15 protein-coding genes are annotated in these 19,266 nt (G+C 51.6%); 5 read left to right on the plus strand and 10 right to left on the minus strand.

The features are described from left to right. Positions 1-158: 158 nt before the first annotated feature. Entirely contained in the window at positions 159-734 is a 576-nt protein-coding gene (locus GRPL_RS22495; RefSeq protein WP_032697103.1) for a LuxR C-terminal-related transcriptional regulator, read from the minus strand. A 441-nt stretch (positions 735-1,175) separates the two neighbouring features. On the opposite strand from GRPL_RS22495, the gene GRPL_RS22490 reads away from it, so the two are divergent. Both GRPL_RS22490 and GRPL_RS28200 read left to right on the plus strand, forming a co-directional pair. Then, on the plus strand, positions 1,176-2,033 hold the full coding sequence (locus GRPL_RS22490) for a winged helix-turn-helix domain-containing protein (protein ID WP_032698377.1): 858 nt from the start codon (positions 1,176-1,178) through the stop codon (positions 2,031-2,033). A 6-nt stretch (positions 2,034-2,039) separates the two neighbouring features. Beyond that, the gene (locus GRPL_RS28200; protein ID WP_227502936.1) at positions 2,040-2,522 is read left to right on the plus strand and encodes a YqeJ family protein; all 483 of its coding nucleotides are present in this window, start codon (positions 2,040-2,042) and stop codon (positions 2,520-2,522) included. 11 nt (positions 2,523-2,533) lie between these two features. On the opposite strand, the gene iraM is transcribed toward GRPL_RS28200, so the two are convergent. Together iraM and bamA are read right to left on the minus strand one after the other, a co-directional pair. Next, positions 2,534-2,884, minus strand: coding sequence for an anti-adapter protein IraM (gene iraM / locus GRPL_RS26460; protein WP_072000053.1), 351 nt, complete (start codon positions 2,882-2,884; stop codon positions 2,534-2,536). A 292-nt stretch (positions 2,885-3,176) separates the two neighbouring features. Next, positions 3,177-5,600, minus strand: a complete 2,424-nt coding sequence (bamA, locus tag GRPL_RS22485) for an outer membrane protein assembly factor BamA (protein WP_032689929.1) — start codon at positions 5,598-5,600, stop codon at positions 3,177-3,179. A 597-nt stretch (positions 5,601-6,197) separates the two neighbouring features. On the opposite strand from bamA, the gene GRPL_RS22480 reads away from it, so the two are divergent. Then, complete coding sequence (locus GRPL_RS22480) at positions 6,198-6,551, plus strand: helix-turn-helix transcriptional regulator (RefSeq protein WP_032689930.1); 354 nt, start codon at positions 6,198-6,200, stop codon at positions 6,549-6,551. Between the two features lie 65 nt (positions 6,552-6,616). On the opposite strand, the gene GRPL_RS22475 is transcribed toward GRPL_RS22480, so the two are convergent. Further along, entirely contained in the window at positions 6,617-8,878 is a 2,262-nt protein-coding gene (locus GRPL_RS22475; RefSeq protein WP_032698379.1) for a TonB-dependent siderophore receptor, read from the minus strand. Between the two features lie 677 nt (positions 8,879-9,555). On the opposite strand from GRPL_RS22475, the gene GRPL_RS22470 reads away from it, so the two are divergent. Next, positions 9,556-11,106 (plus strand): MltF family protein, encoded by a 1,551-nt coding sequence (locus GRPL_RS22470; RefSeq protein WP_032697100.1) that lies wholly within the window; start codon positions 9,556-9,558, stop codon positions 11,104-11,106. Positions 11,107-11,204: 98 nt separating this feature from the next. Here the strand turns inward: GRPL_RS22470 and ssb1 are convergent, their stop codons facing one another. Next, positions 11,205-11,732 (minus strand): single-stranded DNA-binding protein SSB1, encoded by a 528-nt coding sequence (gene ssb1 / locus GRPL_RS22465; RefSeq protein WP_004856483.1) that lies wholly within the window; start codon positions 11,730-11,732, stop codon positions 11,205-11,207. Between the two features lie 246 nt (positions 11,733-11,978). Here ssb1 and uvrA point away from each other — a divergent pair, with 246 nt between their 5' ends. Next, positions 11,979-14,804 (plus strand): excinuclease ABC subunit UvrA, encoded by a 2,826-nt coding sequence (gene uvrA / locus GRPL_RS22460; RefSeq protein ID WP_032698380.1) that lies wholly within the window; start codon positions 11,979-11,981, stop codon positions 14,802-14,804. On the opposite strand, the gene GRPL_RS22455 is transcribed toward uvrA, so the two are convergent. The 5 genes from GRPL_RS22455 to alr all read right to left on the minus strand — a co-directional run bounded on the left by GRPL_RS22455 (position 14,805) and on the right by alr (position 19,240). Continuing rightward, on the minus strand, positions 14,805-15,161 hold the full coding sequence (locus tag GRPL_RS22455; RefSeq protein WP_032689936.1) for an MmcQ/YjbR family DNA-binding protein: 357 nt from the start codon (positions 15,159-15,161) through the stop codon (positions 14,805-14,807). 3 nt (positions 15,162-15,164) lie between these two features. After that, complete coding sequence (locus GRPL_RS22450; protein WP_032698382.1) at positions 15,165-15,581, minus strand: secondary thiamine-phosphate synthase enzyme YjbQ; 417 nt, start codon at positions 15,579-15,581, stop codon at positions 15,165-15,167. Between the two features lie 145 nt (positions 15,582-15,726). Then, entirely contained in the window at positions 15,727-16,437 is a 711-nt protein-coding gene (gene aphA, locus GRPL_RS22445; RefSeq protein ID WP_032689939.1) for an acid phosphatase AphA, read from the minus strand. A 282-nt stretch (positions 16,438-16,719) separates the two neighbouring features. After that, positions 16,720-17,913 (minus strand): aromatic amino acid transaminase, encoded by a 1,194-nt coding sequence (gene tyrB / locus GRPL_RS22440; RefSeq protein WP_032689940.1) that lies wholly within the window; start codon positions 17,911-17,913, stop codon positions 16,720-16,722. Between the two features lie 247 nt (positions 17,914-18,160). Beyond that, positions 18,161-19,240, minus strand: a complete 1,080-nt coding sequence (gene alr / locus GRPL_RS22435) for an alanine racemase (RefSeq protein WP_032689941.1) — start codon at positions 19,238-19,240, stop codon at positions 18,161-18,163. Positions 19,241-19,266: the final 26 nt, after the last annotated feature.

The raw sequence follows: 19,266 nt of genomic DNA on the forward strand, positions 1-19,266 counted from the left end.
ATAATAGGCTTTTTATCGCCCGTGCTGTTCCATAGTTATTTATGGAGCCATTACCCTTAAGAACCTGATGTTCTTAAATGCAAAACTTGAATAAAATCGATAAAACTCAATAAATTTCCGCGAAAATAAAACGCAATAATGCTGCCAGTGATACAACATTAAATAAGGATCATGTCGGTCCCTGATGCCGGCAAGATAAAACGCATTAAGGCAAGCATGGTAATGTTGTTGTTATTTAACAAGCCGACCTTATTACTGGTATTACTTTTATGTAAACTCACCGTCTTGATACTCAGACCAAGAGTTTTAGAAATATCATTAATTAAGTTCCCAATAATCATTAATGACATAATTTTCTCTTCACGAACCGTGAGGTTTCTTTTTCTGGCTTTAAACCTCTTCAGCTTAAGGATGTTTTCAACCGTTTTAACACTCGCGTCAGCAGACAGAAAACAGATATTATTGATGTCAGAAACATCACTGACAAATTTGGCATCCGGAGCCACGATCACTTTCGCCGGACTGTTCATCAAATAATACTGATATGAACAAAGCATTTTATCTATCTGTGCAAAATGGATAATGACGTAATCTTCGGCACTCAGTACCTGGCACTGCTGGTACGCATACTCACTGTCAATGTTATCGACCCAGGTAATGTTGCAATCATCGTCAGCCATGCTGACCAGACCCTGCATATAGAAATAATTATCTGTTACGATCAATACCGCCATGATAACAGAACCTCCATTCCATTGAGTCTGTTGACCCCCATCCGTTGGCTGAGACAAACACCTATAATGAAGTTCGCCTCAGCTTTTTACTTTTCTTTTATGAAAGGTGACAAAACATCACTATTATTTTTGTTACGGTAACACCGCCACATTTCATGCACAAATAGTAAGCTTAATAAGCAAAATTTATTACTCATAAAGTTATGAAGGGCAAAAAAATCACATCTGTTGAGTATTTGTTAAAACTCAAACCATTGATAAACATAAGAATAATTAGTAAATTTAACAAATAAAAAGCAATTCAGGCAAAACCTCACCTGGGGATTAAGAGTATTCTTAGTTATGAGTGAATGTCAGGTTTACTCTTTGGTGCTAGTATCGCGGCATCAAATCCCAGATAAATGACACAGTGGTAACTATTCTCACAATAAGAAATCATATATGGCTACTATTTACGTTATAGAGAACACGCTGCGATTTAACTCAGAAGCGCATACTCTCCATTCCATAAAAAGTAATGAACGTATGGCCCTGGCAATACCAGCAAGCCTTTGCTTTGATTTGTTAATAAAAAATCAAGGAAGAATCGTCACTCAGGCAGAGCTACTGCAAAATGCGTGGGGAGAAAGGGGGATGAGTGTTACGCCGAATACTCTACATCAAAATATCTCTTTGCTGCGTAAGTCTTTAAATTACTTCAATGTGAATGGAACACTGATTCAAACGATCCCTAAACGGGGTTTCATGATTGCGGATGAAGCGAATATCCGGATTGATACTCCCGGCGCCCCTGCGGAGAAGGATAATGATATTGCCACTCCAGAAATAAATCAGCTGAACAGAGTTGTGACGGAAGGAAATGGCGCTCATCATGAAGGGAGCCAGCAACTTCACGCCGACCCACCGACAGCGCAAGACAAAGGTGACGTCCTGTCGACGAGAATCATCGAGGCCGTGAGAAAAAGAAAGACAGGATGGCTTGTCGCCGGTATTACCAGTCTGTTGATTATTCTGTTGCATATTATCTACCTTAACCCGTCAGCCACGAACGATTCACCTTTCGCGTCGTATACGCTGATCACGACGATCAATAGCTGCAAGGTTTTCAGAAATGATGATCTAAGATTTGATGAGTACTATATTAATTTTCTTAAACAGCATAATATCACCTGCTCAAATGGACGGACTATTTATATAACGAATCATTACCCATCGAGCAGGACCTCACTGATCTCCTGTCGATACCCAATAAAATCTCATAAAAAATCATTCTGTACCTCATCTTATTACTTAAAATAACACAATATGAAAACACGAAAAATAAACAAAGTCATTGCATATACTTTCATTATTATCACGATAAGTCTTGTCTTTTATTACATCAGTTCATTTGATGACGATGAGAGCATTAACTGCACATCCGCTTTTTCAATAGTTAATGACGGTGAGGAATATTCTTTCTCTGTCACTTTCTTTGCCAGCGATGGGGATGGGTTAATTACATTCACCGGTAATTCCAGAAACACAAAGGATGACATCAGCATCAGAAAATATATAACCTATGTAAAAAATAAAAATAATATTTATATTTTCAGAAGTAGCGACACGAACATTCGCTCAAATTCCACAGCGCTCCCTGATAAATTCGATGAGATTCTACCGCCGTTCTTTACGGGGATCAGAAAAGAAGATCGATTCATTATCAAAATATTAAAGATAAAACATGACTCGTGGGTATTTATGTCAACAAATACCCCCTATTTTATTTGTGAAAATACCAATGGTTAGCGCCAACTTCGTTAACACAGCGCATGGTGCTTGAAATTGCCAGGGCAACGTTTAATCGCACAATGTGGCTGATAACAGCAACCCTCTATCGTCGTGGCCCCGAAATCATAGGGGCAGGATGGTCTTTCCCTTAGGATTTCCCATTGCTCATGGCTGTAGGTTGACATATTGTAGACCTTAATATAATGATATTTTCCATTAACTAATACCTTCGAGGAATACAGTTTCATGGATTCTCCGGGAAGTAACAGAATATCGGCTTCATACCATATAATAAATTTTAAAAAGCGCAATCTCGATATACTTGAAAATGCTACACCGGAATGTGGGCAAATAATTGTGTTCTGAATTATCCATTTCATGTCGCGTCCTTGTGCTTTATGAGAAATAGCCACATAGCTAGTCATAGCAAAGATTATAATTATCCGCAAGCCCTCTCCTCGATATTGTGAGGTAAAATCACGATATTCTGCCAGTAAATTGATAAACAGTTAGTAGCGGAGTAATATAAAATACGTAGACATGAAAATATAGCGACATAATTCTACATTACGCCGGGTATAAATTTACAATCCGCGGATGATTGATGTGCCGACTACAGTTAAAGAGGACGCGACGGATTGTCATCAACCCATCGCGTTATTGATGAATAATTTACCAGGTTTTGCCAATATTAAACTGAAACTGCTCCGCTTTATCGCCATCATATTTTTTAAATGGTTCAGCCCAGGAAAAGACCAGCGGCCCCAGCGGCGACATCCACTGCACCGCAATCCCTGCCGACATACGAATATGCAGCGGATCGCCGTAGTCAGGGATCCCGGCGGCCTGCGTCTGAGCGCTATTTTGCCATGATGTACTCCATACCGTCCCCGCATCGACGAACAGCGAGGTGCGTAAACTGTCGGCATATTTATCATTAATAAACGGCGTCGGAATAATAAATTCACTATTCAGTACCGCCATGGCGTTGCCGCCCACCGCATCCGAAGAGCTTTCAACCGGGCAGTTACTGTAGCTGCTTTCAGTCCCGTTACAGCGATAATAGGCCGCTTTTGGACCAATCGTATTGGAAGAGAATCCCCGCACTGACGACGACCCTCCGGCATAGAAGTTATCGTAAAACGGAACCGAATTCCCGTTCAGGCCGCCGGCATAACCTGCTTTCAGATGCTCCATCCAGACCCAGCTTTTCCCTTCATTCAGAGGGAGATATTGCGTGGTATCCAGGGTAAGTTTGTAATAGCTGTTGTCTGATCCCGGCACGGTCACTTTACCGCTCAGGCTGCTTTTATTCCCGGAACGAGGGAAAAACCCGCGGTCGAGATTGTTATAGCTCCAGCCGAGACTGGCGAAAACGTCGTTGGCGCTATACGTCGCCCCGCTGTCGCCATCTTTGGTGACCACGTTCGGATAAATCCCTCGCGAATTAAGGTAATTCCACGTCGTCAGCTCCGGATCCATGTTCGTCAGGTAGTTATGGACGTAATCAATGCCCACATTTAGCGAATTATTCTCACTAATCGGGAAACCAAGATTGCTCCCCAGCCCGTAGCTTTGCTGGTTATAGCTCCCGGCATCTGCATCGGCAGCATCGTAGCTGTTGTAGAAAATTTTCCCGCCGAGGCTGACGCCATCAACGGTAAAATAGGGGTCGGTTGCGCCCAGTTCAACATAGGACTGGTAGCTGTTACGGGTGCCGTTAAAACTCACGCTGTTGCCGGTGCCTAGCCAGTTATCCTGAGTGACGCCAAGCTGATAGCTGATGCCGCTGTCTGTCCCGAATCCCAGGCCCACGTTAAACGAACCGGTGTTACGTTCTTTCACTTTATACACCACGTCGACCTGATCCTGGCTCCCGGCAACCGGGGTGATTTCTTTATCCACCGTTTCAAAAAAGCCCGTACGATCCAGCCGCTCTTTCCCTTGCTGTACTTTTTCGTCGTTGAGCCACGCCCCCTCCATTTGCCGCATTTCACGACGCAAGACGGCGTCACGCGAAGTATCATTCCCGGTAAACCGGATCTGGCGCACGGAATACCGACGTCCGGCATCAACATTGATATGCAGGGTCACACTTTTGTTGGTCTCATCGATTTCCGTACGGGTATTCACCTGGGGCCAGGCATAGCCATATTTACCAAAGCGTTTTTTGATGCTGTTTTCAACGGCGGTAATGTCGGCTCCGCTGTACCATTTGCCCGACAGAGACTGCGCCAGCGCTTCTGTCTCTTGCGTATGCCCGGCCATCTCGCCGCTCACCAGCGTGCTGGTGACTTTATAGCGATCGCCTTCAGAGAGATTGACCGTCAGATACAGCGACTTTTTATCCGGCGTGATGCTGACCTGACTGGAGTTAATGGTAAAGCGCGCATAGCCACGATCGAGGTAATAACTACGCAGGGTTTCCAGGTCGGCTTCCATTTTTTGTTTCTGATATTTCTTGTCGCCAATTACGTTCCACCATGGAACATGGTCACGCAGCTGCAGTTGGTCCAGCAGAGTTTCCTCGCGGAAGGCTTTATTGCCGATAATATTAATCTGGGCAATCGTCGCGGCGATCCCTTCCTGAAAAACAAACTTTAAATCGACGCGGTTTCGCGGTAGCGGCGTGACCACAGCATGGACCTGCGCACTGTATTTCCCGACGCTATAATAGAAATCCTGCAATCCTTTTTCTATTTCACTGAGGGCATTACGATCTAACGCGCTCCCTTCTTCGACGCCGCTGGCCGCCAGATTGTCTTTCAGGGCGTCATCTTTCACCGCTTTATTCCCCGAAAAACTTAATTTGGCGATGGTCGGCCGCTCTTTAAGCTGTACCACCAGCGTCGTTCCATCGCGCAGGATCTGGACATTTTCAAAGTTACCGCTGGCATATAAAGCGCGTAGCGACTCGCTAATATCATCATTAGACACCTGTTCTCCGGTATGGATCGGCATGCTTAATAGCGCGGCCCCTACGGTAACGCGCTGCAACCCCTCAAAACGAATATCATCAATTTTGTACGTTGTTGATGCATAAAGCGTTAAGGGAGAAATTAATAACCCGGCAATGATATTTGTTTTCTTTAGCATGGACGTTTCGTCTAAGAGATATTTGGCGATAGCAGAATTCTGCTGGGATTTGCGTAAGCAACGCGCAGAATTACACTTCATTATGGCGAAACAATGGAGAAAAAATGGATGTTATTGGCTGGAGAAAAAAATAAAATTTAACGGAACTTCGTTCTAATAAGTCAGTCTGAGCAGCAACCTGACAACCGAATGAAAGCGCACAATGACTTTAAGGTATAAAACAAAAAGCCCCCTTTCTAATGGGGTGAAAGGGGGAATGATCTTGTCAGGAATGATGCTCTCTGGGATAAACCAGGAACACCGGCAATTTACCCTGAAATACCGAACTTAAAATGAAGAGATATTGAATAAATTATGCAGTAACGACCCGTAATACCCGCAAGGGTTCCGGGCGTTAATTTGTATGAATTCTTCATCTTTTCCTCAAAATAGCAGAATAGAGTATGAGAGGCTTATGGGAACATCAAAGCACATCAAGCGTTATATCGCAAAAGTAAAGTAGTGGCGCCTTACCATGGAGGGTGAGGCATTTACCTGGCCGCCTGCAGCCCTCCCGCCACACGATGGAAAGGCCCGGTCCTGGAATGAGCATGAATCATGCGTAGAAATGAGATCCAGCAGTCCGTTCTCAACGAACTGGTACGCTGGATAAAAAACAACCTCGAGAAAAAACTCACGGTCAATGCACTCAGCGTGTTTTCCGGGTATTCCGAGTGGCACCTCTTTCGTCTGTTCCGTCATCATTTTAATATGTCGCCGATGGAATATATCAGGCAACAGCGTATGTCGCTATGTCGTGATTTATTACAGATGCAACCGGCTTTCCGTATCGTCGATATTTGTATTATGGCCGGATATGAAGATATCAGTGCATTTAACCGGACATTTAAGAGGTATTATTCTCTCACCCCCACGCAGTTTCGCCAGCGTATTAATGAACAATCCGGATAATCCTTGCTGGAGTTAAAAATAAAAGGCCGGGAACAGACTTATGTTCCCGGCCAGGCAGAACAGGATCAGAAATGCGTATTTACGCTGACATAGAAGGTCCGCCCTGACTCATTATAGGTCTCCGCACCGGCACCGTATAAATAGGCGCCGGTGGTCGCGTTCCCGGTCGTTTGGGCATTTCCAGCACGGTAGTGGCGTATATCAAAGAGGTTATCCACGCCGCTGGTCAGACTCAGATTTTTGTTCACATCCCAGGTCGCGCTCAGCCCGACGATGCTGTACGGACTCACCTCGTTCAGCTCACTACCGGATACCGCCTCGCCTTTGTAATTGAAACGCTTAGGTTTCTGCCGCCCGTACCAGGTAAAGGTGCTTTGCAACGAGAGATCGTCGCGGACCTGCCAGCCGAGCGTAGAGTTAAGGGTAAACTGTGGAATCACCGACAGGCGATCGCCGGTCGTCTTGTTCTTACTTTGCAACATCCAGGTCAGGTTATTACTCCAGTTGACCGTTTCACTCACCGGCAGGTTAAGCGAACCTTCCAGCCCCTCCACCAGCGCTTTGGGGACGTTCTCCCACTGATAAATATTCGTGGTTCCATTGCTTGCCGTACCGACAGCTGAATACCCGGACTCAATTTTATTGCGGTAGTCGTTACGGAACCAGGTTATCCCCGCCTGATAGCCTTCGTGCTTGTATTCCAGACCAATCTCTTTGTTAACGCTGGTTTCCGCCTTCAGGTCGCTATTTCCCATCAGATAACAGGCCGAACTGCTGGCGTAGCACCCCTGGCCGTTACTGTAGAGAATATAGTTGGGGTTGAGCTGATAGAGGTTCGGCGCTTTATAGGCGCGGGCAATGCCTAGCTTCAGGGTCCAGTCGTCGCTCAGTCCCTGCGACAGGTTCAGCGACGGACTCCAGTTATTACCGACGATGCTGTGATGGTCAAAACGCAGGGCCGGCGTCAGCATCGTACTATCGGTTAGCGCGATATTATCTTCGGTAAATAGCGAGAAAATTTCGGCGCTGCTGTAAGGCGTTCGGCCGGAGGTCGAAATACCGTCAATCGAGCCGTAAGAGAGTGCCTGGGTGGTCGACACGCCATCTTTCATCCGCTGCTGATTCCACTCGGTGCCCAACGTCAGGTTCTGCTCAACGCCCAGCGTGAAAGGGATATTGACCTCGCTGTGCAGCAGAACGTCCGCCAGATCGATATCCGAGAATTCGCTGCTGGAGAAGATGCCCTCGGTCCCGCCGGCCAGACCTTCATTCATACGGGAGTTACGGGTATGTTCATACTGCACATAGCTGTTGCTGGTGACACCGTTGTCCCAGCCTCCGGTCCAGGTCAGGCCGTAGGTCTGACGGTAAATTCGGTTGGTCTCTTTACCATACATGCTTTTCACGAGCGTACTGGTATTGGTGTTCTGGGTATCGCCAGCGTAGAGGTTGCCCTGGCGGCTATAGCCAGTTTCAAACTCCAGCGCCTGCATGGGAGCAAATTCCCAGCGCAGCTTACCGTGGATATCTTTGTTCACCACCCCTTCACGCCCGGCCGGATAAGATCCGGCATAGCTGCCGGTCCGCTCCGCCTCGTGGCCGGCGTTAATATCCTGGGCATCAGCCTGGGTTTTACTCAGGTTGCCCCATAAATTAAAACTCACGCTGTCCGACATCGGCCCCTCAAGGCTGAAGTTCGTCCGCTTCGTCGCCCCCTCTTTTCGGTGCTGCGGCGCGTTCATGTAGGTATTCCAGGAGCCGTGCCATTCGTTATTCACAGGCTTAGTGATGATATTCACGACGCCACCCATTGCGCCGTTGCCATAGCGCGCCGCCGCAGGGCCGCGAATCACATCAATGTGGTCGATCATCTCCGCAGGAACCCAACCGGTGTCGCCACGCGTATCGCGATCGCCGCGCCAGCCATAGCGTACCGAATTGCGACTGGTCACCGGCTTTCCATCGATCAGGATCAGCGTATTCTCTGGCCCCATACCGCGGATATCAATTTGCCGGTTATTCCCGCGCTGGCCGCTGGTCGAGTTGCCAGTCAGGTTCACCCCCGGCTGAGTGCGAATCAGTTCTGAGATATCGCGTGCCGGCGGATGTTTGCGAATTTCGTCAGCCGTGAGCGTTGATACGCCCGGCGCCTGTAAGGTCTGTCTGGCAGCGGTCACTACCATCGTCTCTTCGGTTTTGGCCGCAGCGGTATCGGCGTCCTTTGCCTCTTCCGGTTTGCTGATGTCGGCGGCCTGCGCGGGTAGCGCCGCGCCCCAGATAGCCAGATGAATCAGCGCGGCCAGCGAGTAGTGTGAGTTTCGTTTCATGGAGTATGCCCTGTTTTCTTTTTTTGCTGTCGGGGCGCGCCTCCTTCATCCTTAGATAAACAGCGGCAATCATTTCCATGCGAACAACTTAGTGCCTGGTTTTGGCATAGCAAGGCCCTCCCGGAAAATGAACGGGATATAAATAGCCTGTGGCCAAAATATAAAGTCTCACCCTGTCAAAAATGAAAAATACGCGTCAGCACTATTCTTAGATAGCGTTTTTCGATCAGCCTTAGAGATGATTATTGTGCGTTATCACGTTATTAGAAATGAGATTCATTATCAAGTTGATAATGTAAAATAGCGGAAACAGATTAAAATACAATAAATAAAACAACGGGATAAATAACAAATAATATTCTCAAGTCACTCAAATAATTAATACCAACACTTACAACAACATAAAAAAAACATTATTCAATCATATTATCTCCATAATCATTTGTGGCCGCTCATTCCTTTATCACAATAAAATGAATGCCCCAAAACAGAGAGCCTGGTTAGCCCGGCAATATGCCTGCCAGAATCGAGGCAGATAGCCTCTCTTTTGGCAGCACAAAAAGTGGCTCTCGCCTCTGACACAACCGGCGATGTTTCCCCGCGCAGTCGGGCAAACGAACAGGCTAACCCCCCAGAGTTGACTAAAATATAGGGATGCACCTGCGGAGCTTCTCTCCATGAACATCCTCTCATTTCAACGACCCGCTATCGCCAGCTTTGCCTGCCTTGTTGCCCTGCTGTTTGCCGGTTCCGTTTATGCGGCAGTCGGGGAAAAGCAACCTCCGCCTCAGGAAAAACGACAGGCGCTGGAACTCAATACGCAAGAGATGCAGAAGCCCTGGCAAGGCGATCTCCCCGGTATGCTCGACAGACGCGTCATCAGAGTCTTAACCACCTACAGCAAGACCTTTTTCTTTATCGACAAAGGTACCCAGCGCGGGGCAACGCATGACATCTTCATTGAGTACGAACGCAACCTTAATCAACAGTTGATGAAGGAGAAAAAGCTCAAACATCGCCATCTGAAGGTACGGATAGTTTTCGTCCCGGTGGCCCGCGACCAGCTCTTCAGCGCACTCGTTGCCGGCAAAGGAGATATCGTCGCCGCAAATCTTACGGTTACCGAGGATCGTCAGCAGCAGGCTGACTTCACGATACCGCTCTATTCCAATGTTCAGGAGCTTCTGCTCTCCGGTCCTGGTTCACCGGAAGTCGCCAACCTGGAACAACTTTCTGGCAAAGAGGTATTTGTTCGCCAGTCATCAAGCTATTACCAAAGCCTGGTCGCCCTGAATGCGCATTTTGCGAAAGAATCTCGTCCGCCGGTTATTATCGAAGCCGCTCCGGAATCACTCGAAGATGAGGACCTGATAGAAATGCTCAGCGCCGGCCTTATTCCGTTGACCGTCGTCGATCGTCATAAGGCGCTATTCTGGAAACAAGTTTTCCCCAAAATTGAAGTCCATCAGGATATTGTCCTGCGTAAAGATGCCAGCATCGGCTGGGCGGTACGTAAGAACAGTCCGCAGCTTCTCGCCTCGCTAAACCGCTTTGTGAAGGCTAACGGCCAGGGCAGTAAGCTGGGAAATACCATCCTGTTGCGCTATCTGAAGAACGCGAAGTATGTCAAAAATGCCGCCGCGCAGAAGGAACGGCGAAAATTTCTGGCGATGGTGGATATCTTCCGTAAATACGGCGCTCGGTATGACGTTGACTGGCTGTTAATGGCGGCCCAGGGTTATCAGGAATCACGCCTCAATCAGTCGGTTCGTAGCCACGTGGGCGCCATCGGCGTTATGCAGGTGATGCCGCGGACGGGTAAAGAGCTGAAGGTCGGAGATATCAGCAAGCTGGATCCGAATATCCATGCCGGGGTGAAATATATGCGCTGGATGATCGACCATTACTATGGCGATGAGCCGATGACCCGGCTCGACAAAGCGCTCTTTTCCTTCGCGTCCTATAACGCCGGGCCCGCCCGTATCGCCCGCCTGCGGACAGAAACCAGCAAGCGCGGTTTTAACCCTGATATCTGGTTTGGCAATGTGGAGTATCTGGCCGCTGAGAAGATCGGTTCCGAGACCGTCACCTACGTCAGCAATATCTATAAGTACTACATTGCCTATCGGCTAATTGTCGATGAAATGGCGCGCAAACAAAAAGCCACCACCCAGTCGAACAGCGCGGCAACGCCCGCCGGGGAACAGGCCGTTCCCGCTACGCCGTGAGGCAGTATCATCGCTGGATACGCGGAGAGAGCAGATATAAAAAAGCCCCGAAAACGGGGCTTTTTCTTATGCTTTAACGACAGTGTCTAAGGATGATCTTAGAACGGGATATCGTCATCGAAATCCATCGGCGGTTCGTTAGAAGGTGCTGCCGGTGCCTGCTGCTGCGGGCGAGACTGCGCGCCGCCGCTAAACTGGTTGCCGCCCTGCGGCTGCTGAGGCTGACCCCAACCGCCCTGCTGCTGACCGCCGCCTGCCGGAGCGCCCGCGCCCTGCTGACGACCGCCGAGCATTTGCATCGTGCCGCCAACGTTAACCACGATCTCGGTGGTGTATTTTTCCTGACCAGACTGGTCAGTCCATTTACGGGTACGCAGCTGGCCTTCAATGTAGACCTGAGAACCTTTACGCAGATACTCGCCGGCCACTTCCGCCAGTTTGCCGAACAGCACAACGCGGTGCCATTCAGTCTGCTCTTTCATCTCACCGGTCGCTTTATCACGCCAGGATTCGGAAGTAGCCAGCGTAATGTTGGCAACTGCGCCACCACTCGGCATGTAGCGTACTTCCGGGTCCTGGCCCAGATTACCGACGAGAATCACCTTGTTTACGCCTCTGCTGGCCATGTTTGTGTCTCCTGAATGCGTTTCTTAATAGTGTAAACGCGCGAGTGTACCATTTCCAGGCGCTATGTTGATAGCTGGGAAGTATGTTCCAGATAACTCTCGCGGTACGCCATTTTTGCATACCCCACGCGAAAATGCATTCCAATACTGTATATTCAAACAGGTTAAATTGTGTCATAATTAGCCGTTTCTGCCGTTTGTCCTTCTAACAAACCAGGCAATCCGCGTATCTACCGGGAAAGGTGAATGGATAAGATCGAAGTTCGGGGCGCCCGCACCCATAATCTCAAAAACATCAACCTCGTCATCCCACGCGACAAACTGATTGTCGTCACCGGGCTGTCAGGGTCAGGCAAATCCTCATTGGCTTTCGACACACTGTATGCCGAAGGGCAACGTCGCTACGTTGAATCACTCTCTGCCTATGCGCGCCAGTTCCTGTCGCTAATGGAGAAGCCGGACGTCGATCATATCGAAGGACTGTCGCCGGCGATTTCCATTGAACAGAAATCAACGTCCCATAACCCTCGCTCTACGGTTGGGACCATTACCGAAATTCACGACTATCTGCGCCTGCTGTACGCGCGCGTCGGCGAGCCGCGCTGCCCGGACCATGATGTTCCTCTGGCCGCACAGACCGTCAGCCAGATGGTCGACAACGTGCTCTCACAACCGGAAGGTCAGCGCCTGATGCTGCTGGCGCCGATCATTAAAGAACGTAAAGGCGAGCACACCAAAACGCTGGAGAACCTGGCCAGCCAGGGCTATATCCGCGCGAGGATCGACGGCGAGGTCTGCGATCTTTCCGATCCGCCGAAGCTGGAACTGCAAAAGAAACACACCATTGAGGTGGTGATCGATCGCTTCAAGGTGCGTGACGATCTGTCCCAGCGCCTGGCCGAATCCTTTGAAACCGCTCTGGATCTTTCCGGCGGTACCGCCGTTGTCGCCAATATGGACGATGAAAAAGCGGAAGAGCTGCTGTTCTCCGCCAATTTCGCCTGTCCGATTTGCGGCTACAGCATGCGTGAGCTGGAGCCTCGCCTGTTTTCGTTCAACAACCCGGCAGGCGCCTGCCCGACCTGTGACGGTCTGGGCGTTCAGCAGTACTTCGATCCCGACAGGGTTATCCAGAATGCGGAGCTGTCGCTGGCGGGCGGCGCCATTCGCGGCTGGGATCGCCGCAACTTCTACTACTTCCAGATGCTGAAGTCGCTGGCGGAGCATTATCAGTTCGATATCGAGGCGCCGTGGGGCACCCTGAACGCCGACGTGCAGAAGGTCATTTTGTACGGCTCAGGCAAAGAGAATATTGAATTCAAATACATGAACGACCGTGGCGATACTTCAGTGCGCCGTCACCCGTTCGAAGGCGTGCTGCATAATATGGAACGCCGCTACAAAGAGACGGAATCCAGCGCGGTGCGCGAAGAGCTGGCGAAGTTTATCAGCAATCGTCCGTGCGCCAGCTGTGACGGTACCCGTCTGCGCCGCGAAGCCCGCCACGTATTTGTCGAAAATACGCCGCTGCCAACCATCTCTGACATGAGCATTGGCCACGCGATGGATTTCTTCACCAATCTGAAGCTGTCCGGCCAGCGGGCGCAAATTGCGGAAAAAGTGCTGAAAGAGATTGGCGATCGCCTGAAATTCCTCGTCAACGTCGGCCTGAACTACCTGACGCTCTCCCGTTCGGCAGAAACCCTCTCCGGCGGTGAAGCCCAGCGTATTCGTCTGGCAAGCCAGATTGGTGCCGGACTGGTCGGCGTGATGTACGTGCTGGATGAGCCGTCCATTGGCCTGCATCAGCGCGATAACGAACGTCTGCTCGGCACGCTGGTTCATCTGCGCAATCTGGGCAATACGGTGATTGTCGTCGAGCATGATGAAGACGCCATCCGCGCCGCCGACCACGTGATCGACATCGGTCCAGGCGCCGGGGTACACGGCGGCCAGGTGGTGGCTGAAGGGACGCTGGAGGCGATCATGGCGGTGCCTGAATCCCTGACCGGGCAGTACATGAGCGGCAAACGCAAGATTGAAGTGCCGAAGCAGCGCGTGCCTGCCGACGCGGAAAAAGTGCTCAGGCTCACCGGTGCGCGCGGCAACAACCTGAAGGATGTGACGCTGACGCTGCCGGTCGGCCTGTTTACCTGTATCACCGGGGTCTCCGGTTCAGGTAAATCCACGCTGATTAACGATACGCTGTTCCCGATTGCCCAGCGTCAGCTCAACGGCGCCACCATCGCCGAACCTGCGCCATATCGCGATGTGCAGGGGCTGGAACACTTCGATAAGGTCATCGATATCGACCAGAGCCCGATTGGCCGTACGCCGCGCTCAAACCCGGCAACCTATACCGGCGTTTTCACACCGGTACGTGAACTGTTTGCCGGCGTGCCGGAATCGCGCTCACGTGGCTATACGCCAGGGCGCTTCAGCTTTAACGTCCGCGGCGGCCGCTGCGAAGCCTGTCAGGGTGATGGCGTGATTAAAGTCGAAATGCACTTCTTGCCGGATATTTATGTGCCGTGCGACCAGTGCAAAGGCAAGCGCTATAACCGCGAAACGCTGGAGATTAAGTACAAAGGCAAGACCATTCATGAAGTGCTGGATATGACCATTGAAGAAGCGCGTGAGTTCTTTGATGCCGTGCCGGCGCTGGCGCGTAAGCTACAAACGCTGATGGATGTCGGCCTGACCTATATTCGTCTCGGCCAGTCCGCTACGACGCTGTCCGGCGGTGAGGCCCAGCGCGTGAAGCTGGCGCGCGAGCTGTCAAAACGCGGTACCGGCCAGACGCTCTATATTCTCGATGAGCCGACGACGGGGCTGCACTTCGCCGATATCCAGCAGCTGCTGGACGTTCTGCACCAGCTGCGCGATCAGGGCAACACCATCGTGGTCATTGAGCACAACCTGGATGTCATCAAAACTGCGGACTGGATCGTTGACCTTGGGCCGGAAGGCGGCAGCGGCGGCGGTGAAATCCTCGTCTCCGGTACGCCAGAGACCGTTGCAGAGTGCGAAGCCTCGCACACCGCACGCTTCCTCAAACCCTTGCTGAGCTAATCACCGGGAAAGCTGCTGTCGGGTCGGTTCCGACAGCAGCCGTACCGCCTGCTGGTAGGAAGCATCCACCAGGTAGTAAATCTGCGAATCCGGCAAGGATCCATCAAGAAAGACCGTACTCCAGTGGGCTTTATTCAGATGTCTGCTGGGGCGGATATCCACATGCTGTTCCCGCAGCAGTTCGGCAAGCTCCGGACTGGCTTTCAGCGACACGGCTGGCCGCTTATCTTCCACTTCTTTCACCAATGCAAAGAGCACGTCCGCCACTTTAATCTGCGTGGCCTTCCAGTCGCTGTGCACGCTTTGCTCTGCGCCCGGTTTTGCCATGCAGTACAGCAATAACTCCGAAATTGTCATCTGTTATTCCCCCGTGAGCGTCGCAACGATATGCCGCGAACCGCCGTGAATACGATGTTCCCCTAACCAGATTCCTTGCCAGGTCCCCAGCCTGACGCGCCCGTCCTTCACCGGCAGCAGCAGGGAGACGCCAAGCATCGACGACTTGATATGCGACGGCATATCATCTGGACCTTCATAATCATGTTCATACGGCGCATTATCCGGCACCGCGTTGAGAAAATACTGCTCCATATCGTAACGGACGGTTGGATCGCAGTTTTCGTTAAGCGTCAGGGAAGCGGAAGTGTGCTGGAGCAGCAGATGCAACATCCCGACTTTGACGCGCGACAGCGCGTGGAGCTGTCCCAGGATCTCGTCGGTGACCAGATGAAAACCGCGAGATTTTGCGCCTAACGTCAGCGTTTGTTGATGCCACATAAACGACCCCTGTTGCGAATGAATCTTTCTAAGTGTGCAGCAATAAGCGAAAAGGTAAAACCTCCCCACACGCTTTTTCGTACAAAAAAGCGGCAGCCCGGAGGCTGCCGCTTTCGCTTCTGACTCATTTCCACAGAAGGTGAAATTAGTATTCGGAATTGACGATCACTTCTTCGCCCAGCGCTCCGGCCATCGGCAGAGGTTTATATGACGAGTTTGACGCGCGCAGTACGCGAATGCCGCGAGCCCCGGCATCATGCGCGGCAGAGATGTCGTTATCGGAATCACCGTAGAAGACCTTAATATTCTTCTCTTTCAGCCACTGGACTTTCGTATTCTGCCCCGGCTTATCACCGGCAAAAATGACCGGATTCATGTTTGCCGCCGGGATCAGGAAATCATCCTGCAGCGTTTTCGAGACCGTTTCCGTTTTGGTCTGGCTGCGTCCGGTGACGAAATAAATGCTATCGCCGCGCTTCACATGCATTGCAATCAGCTGACGCGCCACCTCTTTAGGCATGCTGAATTCGTCCCAGCCGTTATTCATTTTTTCCCAGAATTCCGGGTTTTTCAGGTAAGCATCGCTGCCGGGAGAGAAGGTCTTTTGGCCGCGCCAGAAGCCCGGGCTGGAAAATAGCACGGTGTCATCGATATCAAAACCTACGGCAAACGGCTGACGACCCAACAGGCTGTTTTCAATCTGTGCGACGGAAACCCAGTGAACAGGCGCCTGCTCAGCCAGTCTGGCGACGTTGGTACCCGGATTTAGTGACGGAGAAGACTCCAGGGCGATTGCTGAGTGATTTAACGTGAAAAGTAAACAGAAGGCGCTAAAGGCCAAAGTTATCTTGCGCATAGTTATCCCTTTTAAGCGTCATCCTGCCAACTGCCGCTTTGCTGGCCGCAAGGCGCCTGGGGCAACCGCCGCGATACGGCGCGGATGACGGTGCGTATAAGTCGTCGAATCGTTATAATTTTCAATAATGTGGCTGCTTATTACTGGACAATGACCTTAACTCCGGCCCTCGCCGATGAAAAGAATTTTCTGCTCAGATGTCATAGAAAAAGAGAATGATCACACTTCGGAAGGGAATAGTCCTTTCCCGTAAACGGGAAAGGACATGATATTCGCAGGGAATTAGATCACGGCAGAAAACGCCTGCGCGACGCGCTGGACGTTGCGTGAATTAAGACCCGCCACGCACATCCGGCCGCTGGAAATCAGATACACGCCAAACTCTTCACGCAGACGATCAACCTGCGCCGCACTCAGGCCGGTGTAGCTGAACATCCCACGCTGTTTGAGCAGGTAGTCAAAATTGACGCCCGGTACCGCGTCTTTCAGGACGTTCACCAGCTCCTGACGCATCGCCAGAATACGCGTACGCATCTCTTCCACTTCCGCCAGCCAGCTGGCTTTCAGCTCCGCATCATTCAATACGGTCGCGACAACCTGAGCGCCAAAGTTCGGCGGGCTGGAGTAATTGCGACGGACGGTCGCCTTCAGTTGCCCCAGCACACGGTTTGCGGTTTCGGTGTCTTCGCAAACGATCGACAGGCCGCCCACGCGCTCACCGTACAGTGAGAAAATTTTCGAGAAGGAGTTGCTGACCAGCATCGGTATGCCGGCGCGGGCGATCGCGCGAATCGCGTAAGCATCATCATCCATTCCCGCCCCAAAGCCCTGATAGGCGATATCAAGGAACGGAATCAGGTTGCGCGCTTTCAGTACCTCGGTGATTTGATCCCACTGGGCAGGATTCAGATCGGCGCCCGTCGGGTTATGGCAGCACGGATGCAGCAGCACAATGTCGCGTTCAGGCAGCGTCTGCAGTTTCGCCAGTAGCGCATCAAAACGCACGCCGTTGGTCTCGTTATCAAACCAAGGGTAAGTACTTACTTCGAAGCCAGCACCTTCAAATATGGCGATGTGGTTCTCCCAGGTCGGGTCACTGACCCAAACGCGAGAACCCGGGAAGTAGCGTTTCAGAAAATCGGCGCCCACTTTCAATGCGCCGGAACCGCCCAGCGTCTGAATAGAGGCGACGCGCTTTTGCACCAGCACCGGGTGTTCTGCACCGAACAACAGCGGGGCAATCGCGTTGCGATAAGCGTTCAGCCCTTCCATCGGGAGATACAACGAGGCGCCGTGCGGCTGAGCGTTAAGACGCGCTTCCGCTTCAGCAACCGCCTGTAGCTGCGGGATAATCCCGTCTTCGTTGTAATAGAGGCCGATGCTAAGGTTTACTTTGTCACTACGCGGATCTTCTTTGAAACGCTCCATCAAGGAGAGAATAGGATCGCCAGCGTAGGCGTCAACTTTTTGAAACACGTGATGTTTCTCCGGGTTTACGAGAGGCAGGTCGTAACACAATAAACCGGAAGCAGGAGAAGATCGAGAGGATGTTGGCGGATAGTTGGCGGAAAGTCGGCGAAGATCGCACCTGTCCCGCTTGCCCTCAGGGAATATCCCGGCTCGCGGCGTAAACGCCTTCGCCGGGCCTGGCAGTGTCACCATAGCCCCGGCAAGCATCGCGCCACCGGGGTTGTCTTGTCGCACAGCAACGGAAAAACCGCGCTTAATCCACGTACTGCATGGCGACCCGCGACGTCAGCCGCGTAATAAGTTCGTAAGCACTCACATTCGTCAGTGCGGCAATACGCTCGACGGGCAGGTCTTCCCCCCAGAGCACCACCGGGTCGCCGGATTTATCCTGCGCCTCAGGCCCAAGATCGACGCAAATCATATCCATCGCGACACGACCAACAATCGGCACTTCCCGGCCGTTAACCAGCACCGGCGTACCGCTGGGCGCCGCGCGCGGATAGCCGTCGCCGTAGCCCATCGCCACCACGCCTAGCCGGGTGTCTCGCTCGCTGACCCAGGTACCGCCATAGCCTACCGGCTCGCCCGCTTTATGTTCGCGTACGGCAATCAGGCTCGACGTCAGCGACATCACCGGCTGACAACCGAAATCTGCGCCGGTGGAGGGGTAATCCAGCGGTGATACGCCGTACAGGATGATGCCCGGGCGAACCCAGTCAAAATGCGACTGCGGCCACAGCAAAATTCCGCCCGATGCCGCGATGGAACGCAGGCCAGGCTTGCCTTCACTGAAGGTGGTAAAAATATCCAGCTGGCGTTCGGTGGCGCCGCATTCAGGCTCATCCGCCCGCGCGAAGTGGCTGACGATATTGACCGGCTGGCGCACGTTTTTACACTGGCTCAGGCGCTGCCAGAAGGCGTCCGCCTGTTCCGGCAGCACGCCCAGGCGATGCATTCCGGTGTCCAGTTTCATCCAGACGGTGACAGGCTCAGGCAGCTCAGCCTGCTCCAGCGCTTCCAGCTGCTCCGGGCTGTGTACCGCCGTATGCAGTTGCTGCGCGGAAATAACCGGCAGATCGGCCGCATCAAAGAAACCCTCCAGCAGCAGGATCGGTTTCGTGATACCGCCAGCGCGCAGGCGCAGGGCTTCTTCGAGACGGGCGACGCCAAAGGCATCGGCATCAGGGAGCGTTCGCGCGGTCTCGAGAAGACCGTGTCCGTAAGCGTTCGCTTTCACCACTGCAACCAGTTTACTGGCAGGCGCCAGTTCACGCAGACGTTGCAGGTTGTGTCGCAGAGCGCGGCGGTTAATCACAACAGTTGCCGCTTGCATTTACATTCCTTGCCTTAAATAAAATA

Source organism: Klebsiella planticola ATCC 33531, assembly GCF_000735435.1.
Lineage (GTDB): Bacteria > Pseudomonadota > Gammaproteobacteria > Enterobacterales > Enterobacteriaceae > Klebsiella > Klebsiella planticola.